The organism is Mesorhizobium sp. P3_A8 (genome assembly GCF_056402995.1).
Map to the genome: position 1 here is coordinate 638871 of NZ_JBFUGI010000001.1, position 20863 is coordinate 659733.

Annotated in this window: 18 protein-coding genes; 9 read left to right on the forward strand and 9 right to left on the reverse strand. The window is 63.8% G+C overall.

The features are described 5' to 3' along the window. Nucleotides 1–63 precede the first annotated feature (63 nt). Complete coding sequence (gene rtcR / locus AC1DX4_RS02995; RefSeq protein ID WP_477218886.1) at nucleotides 64–1662, reverse strand: RNA repair transcriptional activator RtcR; 1599 nt, start codon at nucleotides 1660–1662, stop codon at nucleotides 64–66. Between the two features lie 208 nt (nucleotides 1663–1870). Here rtcR and AC1DX4_RS03000 point away from each other — a divergent pair, with 208 nt between their 5' ends. Both AC1DX4_RS03000 and AC1DX4_RS03005 read left to right on the forward strand, forming a co-directional pair. Then, a complete protein-coding gene (locus tag AC1DX4_RS03000; protein WP_477218887.1) occupies nucleotides 1871–3430 on the forward strand; it encodes a vWA domain-containing protein in 1560 nt (519 codons plus the stop codon). A gap of 1153 nt (nucleotides 3431–4583) precedes the next feature. Further along, nucleotides 4584–5987, forward strand: coding sequence for an RtcB family protein (locus AC1DX4_RS03005; protein ID WP_477218888.1), 1404 nt, complete (start codon nucleotides 4584–4586; stop codon nucleotides 5985–5987). Nucleotides 5988–6034: 47 nt separating this feature from the next. Here the strand turns inward: AC1DX4_RS03005 and AC1DX4_RS03010 are convergent, their stop codons facing one another. Further along, on the reverse strand, nucleotides 6035–6904 hold the full coding sequence (locus AC1DX4_RS03010) for a helix-turn-helix domain-containing protein (protein ID WP_477218889.1): 870 nt from the start codon (nucleotides 6902–6904) through the stop codon (nucleotides 6035–6037). A gap of 93 nt (nucleotides 6905–6997) precedes the next feature. Here AC1DX4_RS03010 and AC1DX4_RS03015 point away from each other — a divergent pair, with 93 nt between their 5' ends. Then, nucleotides 6998–8542, forward strand: a complete 1545-nt coding sequence (locus tag AC1DX4_RS03015) for a 4-hydroxyphenylacetate 3-hydroxylase N-terminal domain-containing protein (RefSeq protein WP_477218890.1) — start codon at nucleotides 6998–7000, stop codon at nucleotides 8540–8542. 6 nt (nucleotides 8543–8548) lie between these two features. Further along, nucleotides 8549–9058, forward strand: coding sequence for a flavin reductase (locus AC1DX4_RS03020; RefSeq protein ID WP_027040919.1), 510 nt, complete (start codon nucleotides 8549–8551; stop codon nucleotides 9056–9058). Nucleotides 9059–9061: 3 nt separating this feature from the next. Here AC1DX4_RS03020 and hpaR read toward each other — a convergent pair whose 3' ends face one another. Further along, nucleotides 9062–9457: a homoprotocatechuate degradation operon regulator HpaR gene (gene hpaR / locus AC1DX4_RS03025; protein WP_477218891.1), complete on the reverse strand. Its 396-nt coding sequence runs from the start codon at nucleotides 9455–9457 to the stop codon at nucleotides 9062–9064. A 214-nt stretch (nucleotides 9458–9671) separates the two neighbouring features. Here hpaR and AC1DX4_RS03030 point away from each other — a divergent pair, with 214 nt between their 5' ends. From AC1DX4_RS03030 to hpaH, 5 genes are read left to right on the forward strand one after another with little or no spacing between them, the layout of a single operon-like run. Continuing rightward, nucleotides 9672–10058 carry a 5-carboxymethyl-2-hydroxymuconate isomerase gene (locus tag AC1DX4_RS03030; RefSeq protein WP_477218892.1) on the forward strand — a complete coding sequence of 129 codons (387 nt, stop codon included), beginning with the start codon at nucleotides 9672–9674 and terminating at the stop codon, nucleotides 10056–10058. 12 nt (nucleotides 10059–10070) lie between these two features. Next, the gene (gene hpaE, locus AC1DX4_RS03035; RefSeq protein ID WP_477218893.1) at nucleotides 10071–11588 is read left to right on the forward strand and encodes a 5-carboxymethyl-2-hydroxymuconate semialdehyde dehydrogenase; all 1518 of its coding nucleotides are present in this window, start codon (nucleotides 10071–10073) and stop codon (nucleotides 11586–11588) included. A 14-nt stretch (nucleotides 11589–11602) separates the two neighbouring features. Continuing rightward, nucleotides 11603–12583 carry a 3,4-dihydroxyphenylacetate 2,3-dioxygenase gene (gene hpaD, locus AC1DX4_RS03040; RefSeq protein ID WP_477218894.1) on the forward strand — a complete coding sequence of 327 codons (981 nt, stop codon included), beginning with the start codon at nucleotides 11603–11605 and terminating at the stop codon, nucleotides 12581–12583. Nucleotides 12584–12591: 8 nt separating this feature from the next. Further along, a complete protein-coding gene (locus AC1DX4_RS03045; protein ID WP_477218895.1) occupies nucleotides 12592–13458 on the forward strand; it encodes a fumarylacetoacetate hydrolase family protein in 867 nt (288 codons plus the stop codon). After that, entirely contained in the window at nucleotides 13455–14261 is an 807-nt protein-coding gene (gene hpaH, locus AC1DX4_RS03050; protein WP_477218896.1) for a 2-oxo-hept-4-ene-1,7-dioate hydratase, read from the forward strand. The genes AC1DX4_RS03045 and hpaH overlap by 4 nt, the downstream gene beginning before the upstream one ends. Before the next feature lie 19 nt (nucleotides 14262–14280). Here the strand turns inward: hpaH and AC1DX4_RS03055 are convergent, their stop codons facing one another. The 6 genes from AC1DX4_RS03055 to AC1DX4_RS03080 are packed head-to-tail and all read right to left on the reverse strand — an operon-like array spanning nucleotide 14281 to nucleotide 20724. Further along, nucleotides 14281–15303, reverse strand: a complete 1023-nt coding sequence (locus tag AC1DX4_RS03055; protein WP_477218897.1) for a phosphotransferase enzyme family protein — start codon at nucleotides 15301–15303, stop codon at nucleotides 14281–14283. Then, nucleotides 15300–16607, reverse strand: a complete 1308-nt coding sequence (locus tag AC1DX4_RS03060; RefSeq protein ID WP_477218898.1) for an aminotransferase class III-fold pyridoxal phosphate-dependent enzyme — start codon at nucleotides 16605–16607, stop codon at nucleotides 15300–15302. Before AC1DX4_RS03060 ends, AC1DX4_RS03055 begins: the two co-directional genes overlap by 4 nt. Nucleotides 16608–16644: 37 nt before the next feature. Next, nucleotides 16645–17994, reverse strand: coding sequence for an aminotransferase class III-fold pyridoxal phosphate-dependent enzyme (locus tag AC1DX4_RS03065; RefSeq protein ID WP_477218899.1), 1350 nt, complete (start codon nucleotides 17992–17994; stop codon nucleotides 16645–16647). Nucleotides 17995–18014: 20 nt separating this feature from the next. Further along, the gene (locus AC1DX4_RS03070) at nucleotides 18015–18665 is read right to left on the reverse strand and encodes an HAD family hydrolase (protein WP_477219112.1); all 651 of its coding nucleotides are present in this window, start codon (nucleotides 18663–18665) and stop codon (nucleotides 18015–18017) included. A gap of 8 nt (nucleotides 18666–18673) precedes the next feature. Beyond that, the gene (locus AC1DX4_RS03075; protein WP_477218900.1) at nucleotides 18674–19954 is read right to left on the reverse strand and encodes a Tm-1-like ATP-binding domain-containing protein; all 1281 of its coding nucleotides are present in this window, start codon (nucleotides 19952–19954) and stop codon (nucleotides 18674–18676) included. After that, nucleotides 19954–20724 (reverse strand): IclR family transcriptional regulator, encoded by a 771-nt coding sequence (locus AC1DX4_RS03080; protein ID WP_477218901.1) that lies wholly within the window; start codon nucleotides 20722–20724, stop codon nucleotides 19954–19956. Before AC1DX4_RS03080 ends, AC1DX4_RS03075 begins: the two co-directional genes overlap by 1 nt. Nucleotides 20725–20863: the final 139 nt, after the last annotated feature.

Sequence of the window (20863 nt, forward strand, 5' to 3'; positions counted from 1 at the left end):
TACTGCTGGTCAGTCAAGCGGGAAAGTGCGTGGTGCCTGACCGCGGGATCGAGGTGACCTCGATCATTTTCGAATGATGTCCTCGAAGCTGAGGTCGAAGCGCATGAGGTATTTGCGCAGCCTGTCGGCGTCGTTGCCGCTGGTCTTTTGCAGCCGTGAGACCGCAAACAGCTTCCGCCCGGCAGCGCTGACCGAATTGCTGTCGCGGCAAATCGCAAGCACGGTGGCCAGCTGCGCCCGGTCGAAGATGTCGATCTGGCTTTGCCGCTCAGGGCCAAGAATCTCTTGCAGGATGGCGTCGCGGTCGTCGGCATTCCCGGCGCGCCACAAGACCGTCAGGCGATCGATTTCGTCACGCACGGTTTCCTCGTTGATGCGGCCAAGCGGCGCCAGCGTCGCCATGCGGGTAACGGAGGCCGAGAGATCGCGGAAATTGGCCCGCCACATCGCCTCCGGCGCCACGGCGAATTTCAGATACAGGTCGCGCGCTTCCTTGTTGAAGGTGGCGTTCTGTCCTTCGCGCTCACTGAAGCGGCGCAGTTCGAAATCGAGGTTCGGCTCGATGTCTTCCTTGCGGTCGCGCAGCGCCGGCAGTTGGAAGGTCCACAGGTTCAGCCGCGCGAAAAGATCCTCTCGGAACTTGCCCTCTTTGACGCCGATCGACAGATCGCGGTTGGTGCCGGCGAGAAGCTGGAAGTCCGACATGACATCCTGGTCGGCGCCGACCGGCAGGAAGCGCTTTTCCTCGATGGCGCGCAGGCACATGGCCTGTTCGTCGGAGCCAAGTTCGCCGATCTCGTCGAGGAACAGCACGCCCTTGTTGGCAGACTTCATCAGCCCGGCACGCTCGTTCTGGGCGCCGGTGAAGGCGCCCTTGACGTGGCCGAACAGCGTCGACATCGCCTGGTCGCCACGCAGCGTCGCGCAATTGACCTCGATGAAGGCGCCGGAAACCTGCCGCTGCGCCTTCTTCAACTCATAAATGCGGCGGGCCAGTTGCGACTTGCCGGCGCCCGTCGGCCCCGTGAGCAGCACCGGCGCGCGCGAGCGGATCGTCACCTTCTCGATCTGGTCGATCATCTGGTTGAAGGCCGGATTGCGGGTGGCGATGCCCGATTTCAGGAACGACGTCGCCTCGTCGCGCTCGGCGGCAAAGCGCGTGGCGATCGCATCGTAGCGGGACAGATCGAGATCGATGATCGAATGGCTGCCAGAGACATCGTCGTCGCTGCCCTGCTTACGTGGCGAAAGCTGCAGCAGCCGCGCCGGGATGAAGTGGGCTTCGGTAAGCAGGAACCAGCATATCTGCGCGACGTGGGTGCCGGTGGTGATGTTGACGAGATAGTCTTCCTTCTCGGGGTCGAATTGATAGGCGCGGGCGAAATCGCGCAGGCCGGTGTAGACCTCTGAGAAATCCCAGGGATCGCGCATGCTGATCAGATGGGGCCTGACCTCAGTGGCGGGCGAGACCTGCTCGATGTCGGCAATGATCTGCGTGGCCAGCTGCCGTGACTGAGTCCCGTGGATGAGTTCCAGCCGATCTATGAACAACCCCGGCTGCTGACACAGCGCAACCGTTGGCCGCCACTTCCGCCAACGGTCATCCGTACGGCCCGCATCAAGCGTTGTGCCAAGAATGCCAATCGCGACTCGTCTTTTCATTTTATCCTAGGGTATAAGTTCCGAGATTGTTAGATCACTATACAGGCCCTGCCTTGGACAAGACCAGAGGGTGCATAACCGTAGGCCTCTTTTTATTTCATAATGAAATCAAATCCCTAACTGAATCCGAGCGGATCGATACGCGCTCATTCTTCAAACTGGCACGCCGCCTGCAGTGATACTGGTGTGAGAATGAAGGATGAGAACAATGGCGAACAAATCCGTGTTTGCGACGATTGCAGGAAAGCTGCTCCCGCCGGCTGACGCCAGAAACCATGAGGGCGCCCGGGCTTACCGCCTGTCGCCGCATCAGGCTCTGGCGCAGCTGGCGGCGACGGGCACGTTCAACGCGACCTTCTATGCCGAGCCGCGCGAGCAGCTGGACGAGGTGCTGAAGCTGGCGTGGCAGGTCGAGCCGGGGTTCCTGGCGCGCACCGCCGTCCATGCTTTCGAGCAGGGCTACATGAAGGATATGCCGGCACTGCTGCTGGCGGTTCTGTCCTCGATGCAGGGCGACGAGTTCAACCGTGCGTTCGGGCGCATCGTCAGGAACGGCAAGATGCTGCGTAACTTCGTGCAGGTCATGCGTTCCGGCGCGACCGGGCGCAAGTCGCTCGGCTCGCGGCCGAAGCGGCTTGTCCAGGCGTGGCTCGAGCAGGCGGCCGACTTCGAGATCATGCGGGCCGCGGTCGGCAACGATCCGTCGCTGGCCGACGTCATCAAGATGGTTCACCCGAAGCCGAAGTCGGCCTCGCGTGAGGCGCTTTATGGCTACCTGATCGGCAAGCCGCATGATGTGGCGGTGCTACCGGACGTGGTGAAGGCATTCGAGGCGTTCAAGCGCGATCCGTCGCTGCCCGTGCCGGAAGTGCCGTTCCAGATGCTTACCTCGATGCCGCTTTCGCGTGAGCATTGGGTGCAGATCGCGGCGACGGCCGGCTGGCAGATGCTGCGCCAGAACCTGAACACTTTCGCCCGCAACGGCGTGTTCGAAGTGGATGGGTTCGGCGAGACGCTGGCGGCGCGACTGCGTGATCCGCAGGAGATCCGGCGCGCCCGGGTGTTCCCGTATCAGCTCATGGTGGCGTTCACTATGGCCGGTGCGGAGGTACCCGGCGTGGTCAGGGACGCGCTGCAGGACGCGATGGAAGTCGCGCTTGGCAACGTGCCCCGGATCAAGGGCAATGTGGTCGTGTGTCCGGACGTTTCGGGCTCGATGAGCTCGCCGGCTACCGGTTACCGCAAGGGCGCGACGTCTGCCGTGCGTTGCATCGACGTGGCTGCCCTGGTGGCCGCCGCGATGCTGCGACGCAACCCGACGGCCAGGGTCTTGCCGTTCGAGAACGATGTGGTGGATATCCGCCTCAACGCTCGCGATACGGTGATGACCAACGCCGCGAAGCTTGCCGCCATCGGTGGTGGCGGAACCAACTGTTCGGCTCCGCTGGCCCGGCTGGTGCGTGAGAAGGCTGATGTCGACCTTGTGGTGTTCGTGTCGGACAACCAGTCTTGGGTGGATGCGACGGCGCATGCGCATCAGGGCACGGCGACGATGCAGGAATGGCAGAAGCTGAAGGTGTTGAACCCGAAAGCCAAGCTGGTCTGCATCGACATCCAGCCCTATGCGACGACGCAGGCCGAGCCGCAGGCCGACATATTGAATGTCGGTGGCTTCTCCGACCGCGTCTTCGACGTGGTGGGCACGATGCTGTCCTCGAGCGGCGACCCGGACCATTGGGTGCGCACGATCGAGGCGGTGGAACTCTAAGCAATTCCAGGAAAAGTGTGAGCGCTTTTCCGTCCGGAATTGCGTCAAACAAAGAGGTCCCGGCAGCGCGTCTGCCGGGACTGACTGGAACACGTATCAGGGCATGACGAATGCCGATGGAACTACAGGCTGTTCACCTCCAGGTCGCGGGTTCGAATCCCGTCGGGTCCGCCACTATGGACCCGTAGCTCAGCGGATAGAGCGGGACGTTTCGTCAAACCTTGTCGTCATGCCCGACGGCTTTTGCGCGGCTTCGGTCGCAACTGGACAGAAAGGAACTGAACACAAGGCGTGACGAATGCCTGTGGAACTACATCCCAACTTTCGGGTCGCGGGTTCGATTCCTGCCGGAGCTGCCAATCGGCTCCGTAGCTCAGTCGGTAGAGCAGAAAGGCGGTTTCACAACAGATTTGTCATCACACCCTTCAACAAAACCGCGGCGAATGCCGGATGGAACTACAGCAACATGAACGGGATGCTCCGTGAGGTTCGACTCCTCACCTTGCAGGCGCTCTCTGGCACGAGCGGGACGCCCGGTGTTTCATCATCCCTTGTCGCCGCGGCGAGGTAATAGAATGGCGAATGCAGGCAGGACTACAGGTAGCGCGCCCGTCGAAAGGCGGGAGGTCGGGTGTTCAAATCACTCTCCCGCTCTGCGGAGCGGGGTGGCGCAGTCAACGTGTCTTGCCGATCCTTGTCGCCAGCCGATCGAACAAGGCGAATGCCTGCGGGAATACATTGGCATCTGGCGGTTCGAATCCGCCCGTCGGTCGGTTGATCGATCGGTTTCTCGCATCGACTTGTCGCCCGCCGGAGAGAAAGAGAATGAATGGCGAATGCAGGCAGGACTACAGGGATAGAGCGTCCGCGACGAAAGTCGCGGAAGGTCGGATGTTCAAGCCATCCCTTCCGTCTCCGGATGGAAAGTAGCTCAGTAATTGTCTTGCCGACCCTTGTCGCCAGACCGAATAGAAGGACGAATGCCTGCGAGACTACAGGCAGACGCGGCTCGCTTCAGGCAAGCGGGTGCCGAAAGGCGTGAGGGTTCGTGTCCCTCCTTCGCAACTTCGCGAAGTGGCGGAAAAGATGTGTCGCATTCTCTTGTCGTCCGTCCGCAATACGCAGTGCTTGATATGTACCGAAAGTGAAAGACATGACCGAGATTTTGAGTGGACAGGATTTGATCGACGCCGGCCTGCCGCAGGGCAAGTGGTTCGGCAAGGCGCTCGTCGCCGCCAATGCGGTGCTGGAAAGCGGTGGATCGCCAGGCGATGCGCTGGAGGCCGCACGTGCTTTCGCGCCGCCGCCGGCCATGAAGCTGCATGCCGCCTCTTCGATGCCGCTGCATCTCAACATCGAGGCCGAAACGCCAGACGAGGCCGCCAATGTCGAAGCGGTCACGCGCAGCATGGCCGAGCTGATGCGCACGCCGGTGATCCGCGCCGGTGCCATCATGCCGGACGCCTGCCCGGCCGGTCCGTCGGGCACGATTCCGGTCGGCGGCGTCGCGGTTTCGGAGGCGATCCACCCCGGCATGCATTCGGCTGACATCTGCTGCTCGATGGCGATCTCGGTGTTCCCTGGCGTGGCGCCGGCTGCGTTGCTCGATGCCGTGCATGGGGTCACCCATTTCGGACCGGGCGGGCGTCCGCGCGGCCAGCAGATCCGTCCCGCCAAGGAGGTCTTCGAGCGTTTCGAGGCCAACCCCTTGCTGCGCGACCTGACCAGTGCCGCGATCGAGCATTTCGGCACGCAGGGCGACGGCAACCATTTCGCCTATGTCGGCACGCTGAAGTCGAGCGGCGAGACGGCGCTGGTCACCCACCATGGCTCGCGCTCGCCGGGCGCGCGGCTCTACAGCAAGGGCATGAAGATCGCCGAGGGCGTCCGCAAGACGCTGTCGCCGGAGACCTTGCCGCAGAACGCCTGGATTCCGGCCGATACGCGGGAAGGCGACGACTATTGGGAGGCCCTGCAGACGATCCGCGAATGGACCAAGGGCAACCATATGCTCATCCACGATCTGGCGGCTGAAAAGCTGGCGGCGAAAGTGTCGGATCGGTTCTGGAACGAGCATAACTTCGTCTTTCGCCGCTCGGACGGGCTGTTCTACCACGGCAAGGGCGCCACGCCGGCCTTCGACAACTGGGCCGACGACGCGACCGATCTGACGCTGATCCCGCTCAACATGGCGGAACCGGTGCTGATCGTGCGCGGCAAGAACGCGGCGCACGGGCTTGGCTTCTCGCCGCATGGTGCCGGGCGCAATTTCTCGCGCACCCAGCACCGGCGCATGCAGGCGGGGCGCAGCGACGCGGATATCTTCGCGGAGGAGACGAAAGGCATCGACGCCCGCTTCTTCTCCGGTGTGACGGATATTTCGGAATTGCCGAGCGCCTACAAGAACGCGGCCTCGATGCGCCGCCAGATCGAGCATTTCGGCCTGGCCGAGGTCGCCGACGAGGTGCTGCCCTATGGCTGCATCATGGCCGGCGACTGGGAAGCCAACGCGCCCTGGCGCAAGAAGCGGGAAGCGCGCCAGCAGCAGGGGCGTTAGCCGGAAACAGGATGCGGGCCGCAAGGTCCGCATCCATCGCCGTGTGATCAGTGCCCTTGCAACTGCTTGCGGCGCCAGGCGGCAGGTGCCTCGCCTATCCGTTCGCGAAAGAAGCGGGAGAAATAGGCGGGATCATCAAAGCCGATCTCGTAGGCGATGTCCTCGACCGTGCGTACGGTGAACAGCAGCAGCCGCTTGGCCTCCAGCAGCCGGCGCTCGCTGACCACCCGCTTGACGCCGCTACCCAGCACCGCGCGGCTGGCCTTGTCGAGAAGATGCGGTGTGGTGGCAAGGCTCTCGACATAACGGTCGACCGGCCAGTTGTCGCGAAAATGCGCATCGACGAGGCGGCGCAAGCCTATCGCCAGCGATGCATCGGAAGACGGTGACGCGGCAATTGTCGCCGGTGCGAGGCGCGCAATATGGGAGAGCGCGACGGCGATCAGCGCCGGCAGGACCTTGTCATTGCCGGCCTGCGCCTCGGCGTATTCGGCAGCGATCATCTCCAGCACCGCCGCCAATCTTTGCCATGCGGCGTGCTGCGGCAGGCCGTCGGCGAAGACCGGCCTGTCCAGCGGCAGCAGGCTGTGGCCGGCAAGGGCGGCGAGCGCATCGTCGGCAACCGAGACGACGATAGCGTCGGTGCCGGGGCCGATCGAGAAGCCATGCACGATCGTGCTTGGCACGAAGCTGACGGCTGGCGCCGAAAAGTCCCAGGATCTGTCCTCGATACGATAGGTGCCGGAGCCGCTGGTCCAGTAGGTGATCTGGCCCATCTGCGGATGCTTGTGGGCGGCGACCTGGCCGAGATGGATATTGCTGCGGGCAAGCACCGTCTCGACATGCAGGAAGCCGACATCGAGCGGCCGCACCGGCTCGCCATAGACGAAGAAGTCGGGAATGGAATTCTGGCTCATGGCGCCGGAAAAAGTCCAATCGGTTTTGCCGTTCCGTCCATAACCGATCCACGGCCCAGGCGCTAGGATCGACGTTATCAGTGGAGGAACATCATGCGGTCAGAAGAATTTCGTGCCGACAATGCGCGCCCGTTCACCGGGGCCGAGTATCTGGAGAGCCTGCGCGACGGCCGCGAGGTCTATATCAATGGCGAACGCATCGCCGACGTCACCACGCACCCGGCGATGCGCAATTCGGCGCGGTCGCTGGCGCGCCTCTACGACGCCCTGCATGACCCGAAACGACGCGAGACGCTGACCTCGGCCACCGACACCGGATCGGGCGGTTACACCCACAAATATTTCCGCGTCGCCAAATCCGCCGGCGAACTTGCCGCGCAGCAAACGGCGATCGCCGAGTGGTCGCGTATGTCCTATGGCTGGATGGGGCGCACGCCCGATTACAAGGCGGCGCTGATGAACACGCTCGGCGCCAATGCCGACTGGTACGGGCCGTTCAAGGACAATGCGCTTGCCTGGCACAAACGTGCCCAGGAAGCCGTGCTGTTCATGAACCACGCCATCGTCAACCCGCCGATCGACCGCCACAAGCCGGCCGAACAGGTGAAGGACGTCTTCGTCCACATCACCAGGGAAACCGATGCCGGCATCTACGTTTCCGGCGCCAAGGTGGTGGCGACATCCTCGGCGCTGACGCACTATAATTTCCTGGCGCAGGGGTCGGCGACGGTCACCGAGGATCCGTCGCTATCGGTGATGTTCATCGTGCCGATGAATGCGCCGGGGATAAAGATGTTCTGCCGCGTCTCCTACGAGCAGACAGCCAACACGGTGGCGGCACCCTTCGACTATCCCTTGTCGTCGCGTTTCGACGAGAACGACGCGATCCTGGTGCTCGACAATGTCTTCATCCCCTGGGAGGACGTGCTGGTGCTGCGCGACGCGCAGAAGATCCTGTCGTTCCATCCGGCATCGGGATTCATGCATGGCTATTGTTTCCAGGGTTGCACGCGCTTCGCTGTCAAGCTCGACTTCCTTGCCGGCCTGCTGGCCAAGGCACTGCGCGCTACCGGAGGTGATGCCTTCCGCGGCAACCAGGCGGCATTGGGCGAGGTCATCGCGCTCAGGCACATGTTCTGGAGTTTTTCCAATGCCATGGCCTACAATCCGATCCCGTGGGCGAATGGCGCGGTGCTGCCCAATCTCGACGCGGCGCTTGCCTACCGGACCTTCATGTCGGAAGCCTATCCGCGCGTCATCGACACGGTGCGCCGGGTGATTGCGTCGGGGCTGATCTACCTGCCGTCGTCGGTGCGCGACTTCAACAACCCCGAGATCGACAAATATCTGGCGCAGTATGTGCGCGGCTCCAACGACATGGGCCATATCGAGCGCATCAAGATCATGAAGCTGTTGTGGGACGCGACCGGCACTGAGTTCGGCGGCCGCCACGCACTCTACGAGCTCAACTATGCCGGTGCGCCGGAAGAGGTGCGGCTGCAGGTGCTGAAGGGCGCCGAACGCGGCGGGCGGCTGAAGGCAATGGAGGAACTCGTCGACACCTGCATGGCCGACTATGACGAGAATGGCTGGACGGGCGACACCTGGCTCAATCCGCTAGCCTCACCGGCTGGGTGAACGCCGATGGCCACGCAGATTTCGAAGACCGATTTCCGCGACGCCATGGCAAGAGTCTGCGCGCCGGTCAACATCGTCACGACCGATGGGCCGGCCGGGCGCGGCGGCTTCACAGCCACCGCCATGTGCAGCGTTTCCGACGAGCCGCCGACGCTCTTGGTATGCATGAACGGGCGTTCGACGCAGGCCGCCATGTTCCTCGCCAACCGTCGCTTCTGCGTCAACGTGCTGACGCATGACCATATGCACCTGGCGGGAAAGTTTGCCGGCGCGACACGCGACATGGAGGCGCGTTATTCGGCGGCGCGCTGGCAGACACTGACATCGGGCACGCCGGCGCTGTCGGACGCGATCGTCAATTTCGATTGCGAGATCGAGGACGTGCACATCGTCGGCACGCACAATGTCATGATCGGCCGCGTCATCGATGTCAGGCACGGCAGCGGCGGCTCGGCGCTGCTCTATGTCGACCGCAATTACACGCAGCCGACGCGGCTGGGGAGTTTTGGCGGGTGAGTCTCAGCTCTCGCCGTCGATCAAGGTCTCCAGGAGATCGAGCAACCGCTCCAACTTCTCATGGCCGAAGCGGCGCTCGATGTCGTCGTAGATGACACGGCGTTCGGGCGACAAGGCGTCGATCAAGGCTGAACCGGCCGGGGCGATGGTCAGGATGACGCGGCGGCCGTCGCCTTCCGCCTTGTTGCGGGTGATGAATTTTCGGCCCTCGAGCGCCTTGATGATGCGGGTCAGGCTGGGCGGCAACACCGAGGCGCGATCGGCAAGTTCCGTCGCCTCGACCGAGCCGGCTTCGCTCAGCACGCGCAGCACACGCCATTGCTGTTCGGTCACGTCATGCGCCGCAAGCATCGGGCGAAACCGCGCCATCACCACTTCGCGGGCGTGAAGCAGCGCCATTGGCAGGGAACGACGAGTGTTTTCAGGCAGCAAGAAGCAGCGTCCCCAATCATGCGGTTGTCAGTCGGATTTGACCCGATATGGACAACGCCAAAACCCGACCTTTCCATCCCGTATAGTCGCCTCAGGCCGGATGCAAGGCTTGACTTCGGCGATACCACATGTAATTAACGCGTTAACTACAACAAAGCAATGATCCAGGGAACGAAACGCGGTGCCTCACTTCTCCATCGAGTATTCGGCCAATCTCGATGCCACGGTCGACATGGGCGAATTGTGCGCGCTGGTGTTGCGCACGGTGCTCGACACCGGGCTGTTCGAGACCGGCGCGGTGCGGGTGCGGGCCTTCCGCGCCGAGGCCTACGCCATTGCCGACAGGCTGCCCGAAAACACCTTTCTCGACATGTCGTTTCGCATCGGCACCGGCCGCAGCGCCGAGGACAAGAAGCGGACCGGCGAGGCCATCTTCGCGGCGGTGAGCCAATACCTCGCCGCGCTGTTCGAGACCCCGCATTTCGCTCTGTCGCTGGAGATCCGGGAAATCGACCCCGTGCTGAGCTGGAAGAAGAATGCAATCCACCCGCGGCTGCGCGGCAAGTGACGGAAGACTGACATGTCCGACCTCGAAGGCAATCTGAAAAAGGCCGAGGCCTATCTGGCCCGCTTCAAGACCAACGGCGTGTTGAACCAGATCGGCGGCGAGGCGGTGCCGGCCGCCGATGGTTCGACCTTCGAGACGCTGTCGCCGGTCGACCTGAAGCCGCTGGCCAAGGTCGCGCGCGGTGGCGCCGCCGATATCGACCGCGCTGCCAAGGCGGCGAAGGCGGCATTCCCGGCCTGGGCCGCCATGCCGGGCGAGACACGCAAAAAGCTGCTGCACAAAATAGCCGACGCGATCGAGGCACGCGCCGAGGAGATCGCCTTCGTCGAATGCATGGACACCGGCCAGGCGCTGAAGTTCATGGCCAAGGCGGCGCTGCGCGGTGCGGAAAATTTCCGCTTCTTCGCCGACCGCGCGCCGGAAGCGCGTGATGGCGAAACGCTGCGGACCACAGGCCAGGTCAACATCACCACCCGCGTGCCAATCGGCCCGGTCGGCATCATCACGCCATGGAACACGCCGTTCATGCTGTCGACCTGGAAGATCGCGCCGGCACTGGCGGCCGGCTGCACCGTCGTTCATAAGCCGGCTGAATTCTCGCCGCTGAGCGCACGCCTGCTGGTCGAGATCGCCGAGGAGGCCGGCCTGCCGAAAGGCGTGTGGAACCTGGTCAACGGCCTTGGCGAGCATGCCGGCAAGGCGCTGACCAAACATCCCGACATCAAGGCGATCGGCTTCGTCGGCGAGAGCCGCACCGGCTCGATGATCATGAAACAGGGCGCCGACACGCTGAAGCGCGTGCATTTCGAGCTCGGCGGCAAGAACCCGGTGATCGTCTTCGCCGACGCCGATCTCGAACGCGCGGCCGATGCGGCGGTGTTCATGATCTACTCGCTCAACGGCGAACGCTGCACCTCGTCGTCGCGGCTGCTGGTCGAGGCCTCGGTCTACGACCAGTTCACCGACCTGGTGGCGGAGAAGGCAAAGCGCATCAAGATCGGCCATCCGCTGGACCCGAAAACGGTGGTCGGGCCGCTGATCCATCCGGTGCACGAGGAAAAAGTGCTTTCCTATATCGAGATCGGCAAATCGGAAGGCGCGGTGGTTGCCGCCGGCGGCGGCAAGTTCGCCGGTCCGGGTGGCGGCTGCTATGTCAGCCCGACGCTGTTCACCGGCGCCACCAACAAGATGCGCATTGCCCAGGAGGAGATTTTCGGGCCGGTGCTAACGGCAATCGCCTTCAAGGACGAGGCGGAAGCGCTGGCGCTGGCCAACGACACGCAATATGGCCTGACCGGCTATCTCTGGACCTCTGATGTGACCCGTGCCTTCCGCTTCACCGATGCGCTGGAGGCCGGCATGATCTGGGTCAATTCGGAGAATGTGCGGCATCTGCCGACGCCGTTCGGCGGCGTCAAGAATTCCGGCATCGGCCGCGACGGCGGCGACCATTCCTTCGACTTCTACATGGAGACGAAGAACGTCGCCTTTGCAACGACGGCGCACGCCATCCAGAAACTCGGCGGCTGACGGAGGAGATCAGAATGCCCTTGCCCAAGCCCAACCTCTATCCCGCCTTCAACATCGTACGCCTCAGCCATGTCGAACTGGCGGTCACCGACCTTGCCAAGTCGCGCGCCTTCTATGTCGACACGCTCGGCCTGCAGGTCACCGATGAGACCTCAGGCGCCATCTACCTGCGCGCCATGGAGGAGCGTGGCCATCACTGCATCGTGCTGCGCAAGGCGACGACGCCGGAAGCGCGCGACCTCGGCTTCAAGGTGTTTTCGGACGAGGATCTCGACAAGGCCGAGCATTTCTTCAGGGCCAAGGGCCTGCCGGTGGAATGGGTCGAGCGGCCCTACCAGTCGCGCACCTTCCGCACGCGTGACCCGCACGGCATTCCGCTCGAATTCTACGCTGAGATGGCAAGGCTGCCGCCGATCCATCAGAAATACGCGCTCTATCACGGCGTGAAGCCGCTGCGCATCGACCACTTCAACTGCTTCTCGCCCAATGTCGACGAGTCCGTCGCCTTCTACAACGAGCTCGGTTTTCGCGTGACCGAATACACCGAGGATGCCTCGAGCGGGAAGCTGTGGGCAGCCTGGACGCACCGCAAGGGCGGTGTGCATGACATCGCCTTCACCAATGGCGTCGGTCCGCGCCTGCATCATGTCGCCTTCTGGGTGCCGACGCCGCTCAACATCATCGACCTGCTCGATTTGATGGCGACGACCGGCTATTTGCCGAACATCGAACGCGGCCCGGGCCGGCACGGCATTTCCAACGCCTTCTTCCTTTATGTCAGAGACCCCGACAATCACCGCATCGAGATCTACTGTTCGGACTACCAGACGGTCGATCCGGACCTCGAGCCGATCAAATGGGACCTCAAGGACCCGCAGCGCCAGACGTTGTGGGGCGCACCGGCGCCGAAAAGCTGGTTCGAGGAAGGCAGCATTTTTGCCGGCGCAGTGTCACGTCAGCCGGACCTGACAGCTTCGCCGATCATTGCGCCGTGAGCAGCGCCATGAACCGGCTCGCAACCTTCTCCATCAACGGCAAGACGCGTTACGGCGCGGTCACCGGCAAGGGCATGGTCGACCTGTCGGCCCGCCACAGCCAGTGGCCGACATTGCGCGAGGTGATCGAGGCCGGCGCCTTGCGGCGGCTGGTGGAAGAGGCCGAAGCGTTTGCCGTCGATTTCCCGCTCGACGCCATCGCCTACGGCATCCCGATCCCGTCGCCGGAGAAGATCATCTGTGTCGGCGTCAACTATCCGGACCGCAACGAGGAGTACAAGGACGGCCAGGCAGCACCTGCCAACCCGTCGCTGTTCATCCGCTTTCCCCGCTCCTTTGTCGGCCATGGCGCTGCGCTGGTGCGGCCGCCGGAATCGCCGCAGCTCGATTATGAGGGTGAGGTCGTCATCGTCATCGGCAAGAGCGGGCGACGCATCGCCGAGGCGGATGCGCTCGGCCATATCGCGGCACTGTCGCTGTGCAATGAAGGCACCATCCGCGACTGGGTGCGGCACGCCAAGTTCAACGTCACACAAGGCAAGAATTTCGACCGCACCGGTTCGATCGGCCCATGGCTGGTGCCGTTCACGGATGAGGCGCAGATCGCCGACATTACGCTCTCCACCCGCGTCAATGGCGAGATCCGCCAGCAGGATCGCACCAGCCGGATGATCTTTTCCTTCCGCAAGATCATCAACTACATCTCGACCTTCACCACGCTGGTGCCTGGCGATATCATCGTTACCGGCACGCCGACCGGCGCCGGCGCCCGCTTCGACCCGCCGATCTGGCTGAAACCCGGTGACGTCATCGAGGTCGAGGCCGACGGCATCGGCGTGCTCCGCAACAGCGTCGTCGACGAGGCAATCGCATGACCCCGGAACAAGTGGAAGACGCGGCGGCACGGTTGTTCGAGGCCGAGCGTTCACGCCGCCAGATCCGGCTGCTCAGCCTCGATTACCCGCAAGCGACCATGGAGGACGCCTATCGCGTCCAGGCGGCGCTGGTGACGCGCAAGATCGATGCTGGGCTGAAGCCGAAGGGCTGGAAGATCGGCCTGACCTCCAAGGCGATGCAATATGCGCTGGCCATCGACACCCCGGATTCCGGCGTGCTGTTCGACGACATGTTCTTCAACGATGGCGCGACAATCCCGGCCGGCCGCTTCATCCAGCCGCGCGTCGAGGCCGAGATCGCCTTCGTTATGAAGGCGCCGCTCAAAGGGCCTGGCGTGACCATCTTCGACGTGTTCAACGCCACCGACTACATCACGCCGGCGCTGGAAATCCTCGACACCCGCATCGAGCGCGTCAATGCCGAGACGAAGAAGGTGCGCACCTTCTTCGACACGATCTCCGACAACGCCGCCAATGCCGGCATCGTCATCGGCGGCCGACCGCAGCGGCCTGATGAAGCCGACATGCGCTGGATCGGCGCCATCGTCTCGCGCAACGCCGAGGTCGAGGAGACCGGGCTTGGCGCCGGGGTACTCAACCATCCGGCGATGGGCATCGCCTGGCTGGCGGACAGGCTCGCCCGCTACGGCCTGTCGATTGCCGCCGGCGAGGTGGTGCTGTCCGGGTCATTCGTGCGCCCGGTCGAGGCGCGGCCGGGCGACACGATCGTCGCCGATTTCGGCAGTTCAGGCACGGTCAGCATCCATTTCGCCAAGAGCTGACGGCTCCTGTCAGTCGTCCCTATTCGCCGCGCAGGTAGGCAATCACCACATCGGCCGCAATGTTTGACATGCGGTGCCCGACCTCCCTGGTGATGTCGCCTTCGACGCGGCTCTGAACCCAGCCAAGGAAAGCGAAGGCCCGCAACGCTGAAAACAGCGGCAAGGCCGCGACATCCTGCGTCGTCAGTTCGCGCTCTTGCCGATAGCCGTCGAGTAGGGCTGCCTCGATCAGCAGATAGATCGGCTCCTCACGGTTCTGGTAGAGCGCAACGGCGAGATCGTACATGTGCCAGCCATGGCCACAATCGTCAAAGTCGATGATGCGCACCGCGCCGTCATGGATGAGCACGTTCTCGCGCACGAGATCAGCGTGGATGATGCCGAAATTGCGGGCGGTGCGTTCATGCGCCGACAGCGCCTTCACGGCCTTGTCCCGTGCCTGGAAAACCAGTTCGCGACGGGAGCCATCGAGGAAGGGCGAGGTCTCGAAACGACCCCATGTCGGGGCCGGGCCGAAGAAGCCGTCGAAATCCCAGGCATGGCGCGCAAAGCCAGCGGGTGGCGTCCAGGCGGCAGTGACATTGTGCATGTGGGCGATGGTTCGCCCGATCGCTGTGAAGACCTGTCTTGCCTGTTCAGGGGTGTAGTCCAGCGGCACGCCTCGCGCCCCGACGGCGCGGCCGTCCAGCCAGGTCAGACAATCGGCTTGCCTGGGCTGTGTCGAAACGACCGTACTGACCAGCACGAACAGATCGCCGGCCTGCGTCGCAACCGGAGACGGTGTGGCGATACCGGCGGATTGCAGAAAGCCCATCCATTGCAGCTCCGAGCGCAGGGCGGCATCGGTGTGATAGCCGAGCCGATGGATCCGCATGGCGGCGGGCCGGCCGTCGGGTAAGCGGACGCGGAAGACTGCATTCTCGCGGTATTTCAGCAGCTCCGGCTCACTGTCGCGGACGCCCCAATGCTCGAGCGCGTGCCGGGCAAGCTCGGTGACATCAGCCGCCGTCTCAGGCTCGGATCGCGCGGGCACTGCGTTCACGCCGCCACTCCGGCGACTTCACCAAGCACCTCGTCGAGCGTGCCGATCAGGAAGGCGGCATTGTCGCGGGAAAACGGCATGGGCGGGCGGATCTTCAGCACATTGCCATGAATGCCGGTCCTGCCCATCAGCACGCCACGATCGCGCATGGCGTTGATGACGCGCCCGGCAGTGTCGGGCGCGGGCTCGCGCGTCTCGCGGTCGCGGACCAGCTCGGCGCCGAAGAACAGCCCGGCGCCCCGGACTTCGCCGATGCAGTCATACCGGTCGGCCAGCGGCCGCAGCAGGTCGAGCGCATATGCGCCGACATTATGCGCGTTGGCGACAAGGTTCTCCTGTTCCAGGACATCGAGCACGGCATTGGCGACCGCGCAGGAAACCGGATTGCCGCCGAAGGTGTTGAAGTAGCGGAAGGCATTGCGGAAGGTCGCGAGGATTTGCCCAGTGGTGACGACTGCGGCGATCGGATGACCATTGCCCATCGGCTTGCCCATGGTGACGATGTCGGGGGTGAAGTCGGCGCGCTGATGGCCCCAGAAATGGCTGCCGGTGCGGCCGAAGCCGGGCTGCACCTCGTCGGCGATGACCAGCCCACCCGCTTCGCGCACCGCCGCGATGGCGTCGTCGAAGAAGCCGGCGGGCAGCGTCGGAAAACCTTCATTGGCGAGCAGTGGGCACAGGATCATGCCCGACAGGCCGATGCCGTCCTTCGCCAGCGAGGCGATGGCTTCGCTCACGGCATCGCCAAACGCCCTGCCGTTGGCCATCGCATCGGGATGGCGAAAACTGTCGGGCGCCGGCACCAGCCTGACATAGGGAGCGCGGCCGCCGACCGGCGGCATGCGGGTTGAGAGCTGCGAAACCGCCGTGGTGTTGCCGTGATAGGTGGCGTCGGTGGCGATGATGCCCATCTGGCCTGAAGTCGCCTGCGCCATGCGCAGCGCGATGTCGTTGGCCTCGCTGCCGGTGCAGGTGAGGATGGCGGTGGACAGGCTGGCATCGAAGGTCGCGGTCAGCCGCTCGACATAGTCGAGGATCGCGGTGTGCAGATAGCGCGTGTGGGTGTTGAGCAGGGTTGCCTGCCGGCACAGCGCCTCGACCACATGCGGGTGACAATGGCCGACATGGGCGACATTGTTATAGGCATCGAGATATTTGCGGCCGTCGGCATCGTGAAGCCAGACGCCTTCGCCGCGCACCAGGTGCACGGGCTCGTCATAGAACAACTGGGATTTCGCGCCGAGCAGGCGAGAACGCCGGCTAATCAGCGTCGCCTCGGTCAGTTTCTTCTGCGATTGTGTCATCTGTAGGTACCTAGACCTCGTTGTATCCGCCGGCTCATCAGACCTTCGCCAGGCCTGCGCCGATCGCCTCACTGATCTTGGCGACATCGGCGGCGCTGATGATCAGTGGCGGCGACAGGATGATGGTGTTGCCGGAGACACGCAGCATGACGCCGGCTTCGTAGGCAGCCTCCGAAACCACGGCCATGGTCTTCTTGTCGGCTGGTTTTTTCGTCGCGCGATCCGAGACCAGCTCGACCGCAGCCATCAGGCCCTTGTAACGGACATCGCCAACGATGGCGTTTCTGGCCTTCAGCCCCTCCAGCACGGCCGCCAGTTCGACACCGCGTGCGGCCGCGTTTTCGTTCAGGCGAAGCCGTTTGGTTTCGGCTAGCGCCGCCAGTCCCGCCGCGCAGCCGACGGGATGGCCGGAATAGGTGTAGCCATGGCCGATGGCGCCAAAGCTGGTCTTGTCGGCCTCGAAGAGATCGGCAACCTTGGCGCCAATCAGCGTCGCGCCGAGGGGGAAATAGCCCGAGGTGATCGCCTTGGCGATGGTCATGAAATCCGGCTTCACGCCCGACAGCCGCGAGCCCGACCAGGCGCCGGTGCGGCCGAAGCCGGTGACGACCTCGTCGGCGATCAAAAGGATTTCGTGGCGGTCGCAGATCTCGCGCACCAGCGGCATGAAGCTCTCATGCGGAACGATGACGCCGCCGGCGCCGAGAACCGGTTCCATGATGAAAGCGGCGATGGTGTCGCCGCCCTGGAAGGCGATCTCGTCCTCCAGCGCCTTGGCGCAGAGTTTGGCCAGGCGCGCCGGGTCGGTCTCGTCGAATGGGTTGCGGAAGGTCCAGGGTGCCGGAATGTGGAAGACGCCGGGCAGCAGCGGCTCGTAGTTGCGGCGAAAATTGGCGTTGCCATTGACCGAGGCGCCGCCGAAATGCGTGCCGTGATAGCCCTTCTTGAGCGCCAGGAATTTTGTCCGGTCACCCTGGCCGCGGATCTTCCAATATTGCCTCGCCAGCCGCAGCGCGGTCTCGACCGAATCCGAGCCACCCGAGGTGAAGAAGGTCCGCACCATGCCTTCCGGCGCGAACCATTCCGCGAGTTCGTAGGCGAGCTCGATCGACGGTCCGGTCGAGGTGCCACGAAAGCCGGAATAGTAGGGCAGCGCGCCGAGCTGATCGGCGATCGCCTTCTTGATCGGGTCGCAGCTGTAGCCGAGATTGACGTTCCACAGGCCGCCAACGGCGTCGAGCACGGTGTTGCCGGCGATGTCGGTGACCATGACGCCCTCGCCCTTCATGATCACCTTGGGCGGATTGGCCCGCATCTCGGCCGGATGCGCCATCGGATGCCAGATCGGCTTGGCGTTGGTCTCGGTGAGGAAATTGATGTCGCGCATGACAAGGCTCCGCAGTGGTCTCAGGGGACGAGATCGAAATGGGCAAGGGCTTCGGCATAGGACTGCGCCGGCCGGGCAACGTCGAAATGAACGGTGCGCATGCCGGCGGCACGGCCGCCATCTACATTGCGCTGCTGGTCGTCGACGAACACGCAGGCACCGGCAGGCAGATCAAGCGCTTCGGTGACGAAGCCATAGGCGCGCGGGTCGGGCTTGAGGATGCCGGTATGGGTGGCGTCTACAATGACGTCAAAGAGGCCGAGCAACGGCAGCCGCCGACGGAAGTCGGCGCCGTAGAACAGGTCGAGTTCGTTGGACAGGATCGCCAGGCGAAAGCCGGCGGCATGGACAGCGCGGATGGTACGGTCGGCTTCGGGCCGCACCACCTTTTCCGGCTCGGCGCCACGCGCTCGCTGGACAAAGGTTTCCATCGCCTGCCAGTCCTCGCCGACCAGTCGGCCGACCTCGCTCGTGCGCGTGCGCCAATAGTCGCGCTCGCTGATCTCGTCGGCCTGCATCGAACGCCACAGCGGGTCGCTGTTCGGATCGAACGGCCCGCGCCATTGCAGCGTGCCGGGCTTCAGCCCAAGCGCCTGTTCGGTCAAGGCATGGGTTTCGAACAGCGTCCTTGTGACGACGCCGCCGAAATCGAGAACCAGCGCTTGGGCCACGGGAGCACTCACGCGGCCACTCCCTTGGCCGGCATGCCCCGCGGGATGACGCCTTCCTCGACCCAGCGGTCGAAGATTTCCAGCGCCTTGCCGACAAAGTCGTCGCTGTTGATGTGAGCGTCGATCTCGTGGAACTCGACGCTGGCGGGGATCGCCTTGCGCATTTCGTCGACAAAGGCGGCAAGCGCTTCCGGTTCATAAAGCGGCTCGCCCTGCGTGTCCCATTCCTGGATGCCCCGAGACGGCAGGATGAAGGCGGAGCGGCCTTTCGAGGCGCCGAGCTTGGCCGCGATGGCCCTGGCGACCTGGCGGCGGTCATCGGCATCAACGGTGACCGAGGCGATCAATCTGTTGTGGGCATGAAAAGGGCGCTCAGAAAATTTAGCCGGCAAATCCTGCCAGGTCGGCAGATCGACCATGTCCACCGCGCCCGGCGCCGCGATCTGCGGGATGCCGCGGGCGCCGGCATTTTCCAGCCGGTCGGCGCCGGAACTGACGACGGAGCCGGCCAGATGGTTGGTGATTTCCTGCAGGCTGAAGTCGAAGACGGCGCAGAAATGGTCCTGGCCGCCGATCGATTCGAAGGCGCGGCCGCCCATTCCGGTGGTGTGGAAGACGGCGACGTCATAGCCGCGCCGTTCCAATGCCGGCTTCAGCGTCTTCATGTAGCGCAGGCAGGAGCTGCCGAGAGAGGTCATGCCGATGGTCGGGCCGATCGCCGGCGCCGACGCGCGTTCGGCAAGCACGATTTTCGCCGCCCCGACTACCGCACCGCAGGCCTGCGACAGGACCAGCTTGCAGATCGAGTTGAGGCCGTAGAGGCCGCCGGCCCAGAGGATCATCATCAGGTCCGGCGCGACGCGCTCGGGCGGGATGAGGTGCGAATAGGCGATGGTCGAGACGACGAATTTCGGCACGCCGAGCGGCAGGGAAAGCGCCACGTCGAGCGCCAGATCGGTACCCATCGAGCCGCCTATGGCGATGAAGGCGTCGATCTCGCCATTCCGATGCAGCTTGCGCACGAGTTGCACGGCGCCGCCGGCCATCAGCGTCATGGCGGTGTTCTCGTCACCGCTCGAAACAATCTCCTCGATGGTCACGTCGACGGCGCGAGCCACGGCATGCTTGTCGTGATCGGGGCTGTAGGGCGGATTGCCGAGAACGCTGACATCCATCATCACAGCGCTGCCGCCCGATGCCTCGATGCACTGCTTCATGAACAGCAGCTCTTCGGCCTTGGTGTCGCCGGTGCCGATGACCAGGATGCGGGGCGTTGTCTGTGCAGACATCAGGCCTGCCTCCTCAGGGTTTGCAAATTGTCGCCATTGAGGCGCATCGAAATTTCCCTTGCCGCTTCCATCACCGCAAGTCCTCGTTCTTCAATTGCGACCGCCGTCGTCCTGGCCTTTGGTGCCGCCACCGCGATGGTGCCGAGCGCGAAGCCATCCGCCGCCAGGATTGCCGCCGCAACACTGATGACGCCTTCTTCGAGACCCTGATCGCAGATCGAATAGCCGCGCTCGCGCGCCTCAGCCATGGAGCGCGAGATGGCAGAGGGCTCGATCAGCGTATGCGCCGTGAACGCTTCGAGCGGACCCGCCAGACATGCCTTGATGGCCTCATCCCTGGCGAAAGCCAGATAGGCGATGCCCGACGCGGTCGAATGCAGGGGCAGAAGCTGGCCGATATCGATGTTGACCCGGTTTGCCCAGCTGGGATGTTCGACATGGACGGTGACCAGCCTGTCGGTGCCGAATTCCGACAGATGCACGGTCTCGGCCGTGGCATTTGCCAGGTCCCGTACCAGCGGCACCGCGGTCTGCAGGAAGGGAAAACGGGCCTCGCGGATGCGCGCCAGCCGCGACAGGCCGGCGCCGAGCCTGTAGTGCCGCGTGCCGGAATCCTGCTCGACAAAGCCATGGCCGGTCAGGGCCACCAGCAGCCGCCGCGTCGTCGCCTTGTCGAAGCCCGAGCGGCGCGCCAGGTCGGTCAACCCGAGCTCGGGCTCGGCCACGGTGAACAGCTCCAGAAGTGAAATCGCCTTGCCAACCGTACCCAACGCATCCTCCTGGATCGAGTAATCAATTAACGTGTGAATTAACTTGACAGGAAGCCGCTTTGTTTGCAAGTCTATATTCAAAATAAGGGTTCAAATAATGAACCGACATCCAGAGCGTGTGGGACAGGCCAAGCGGCCG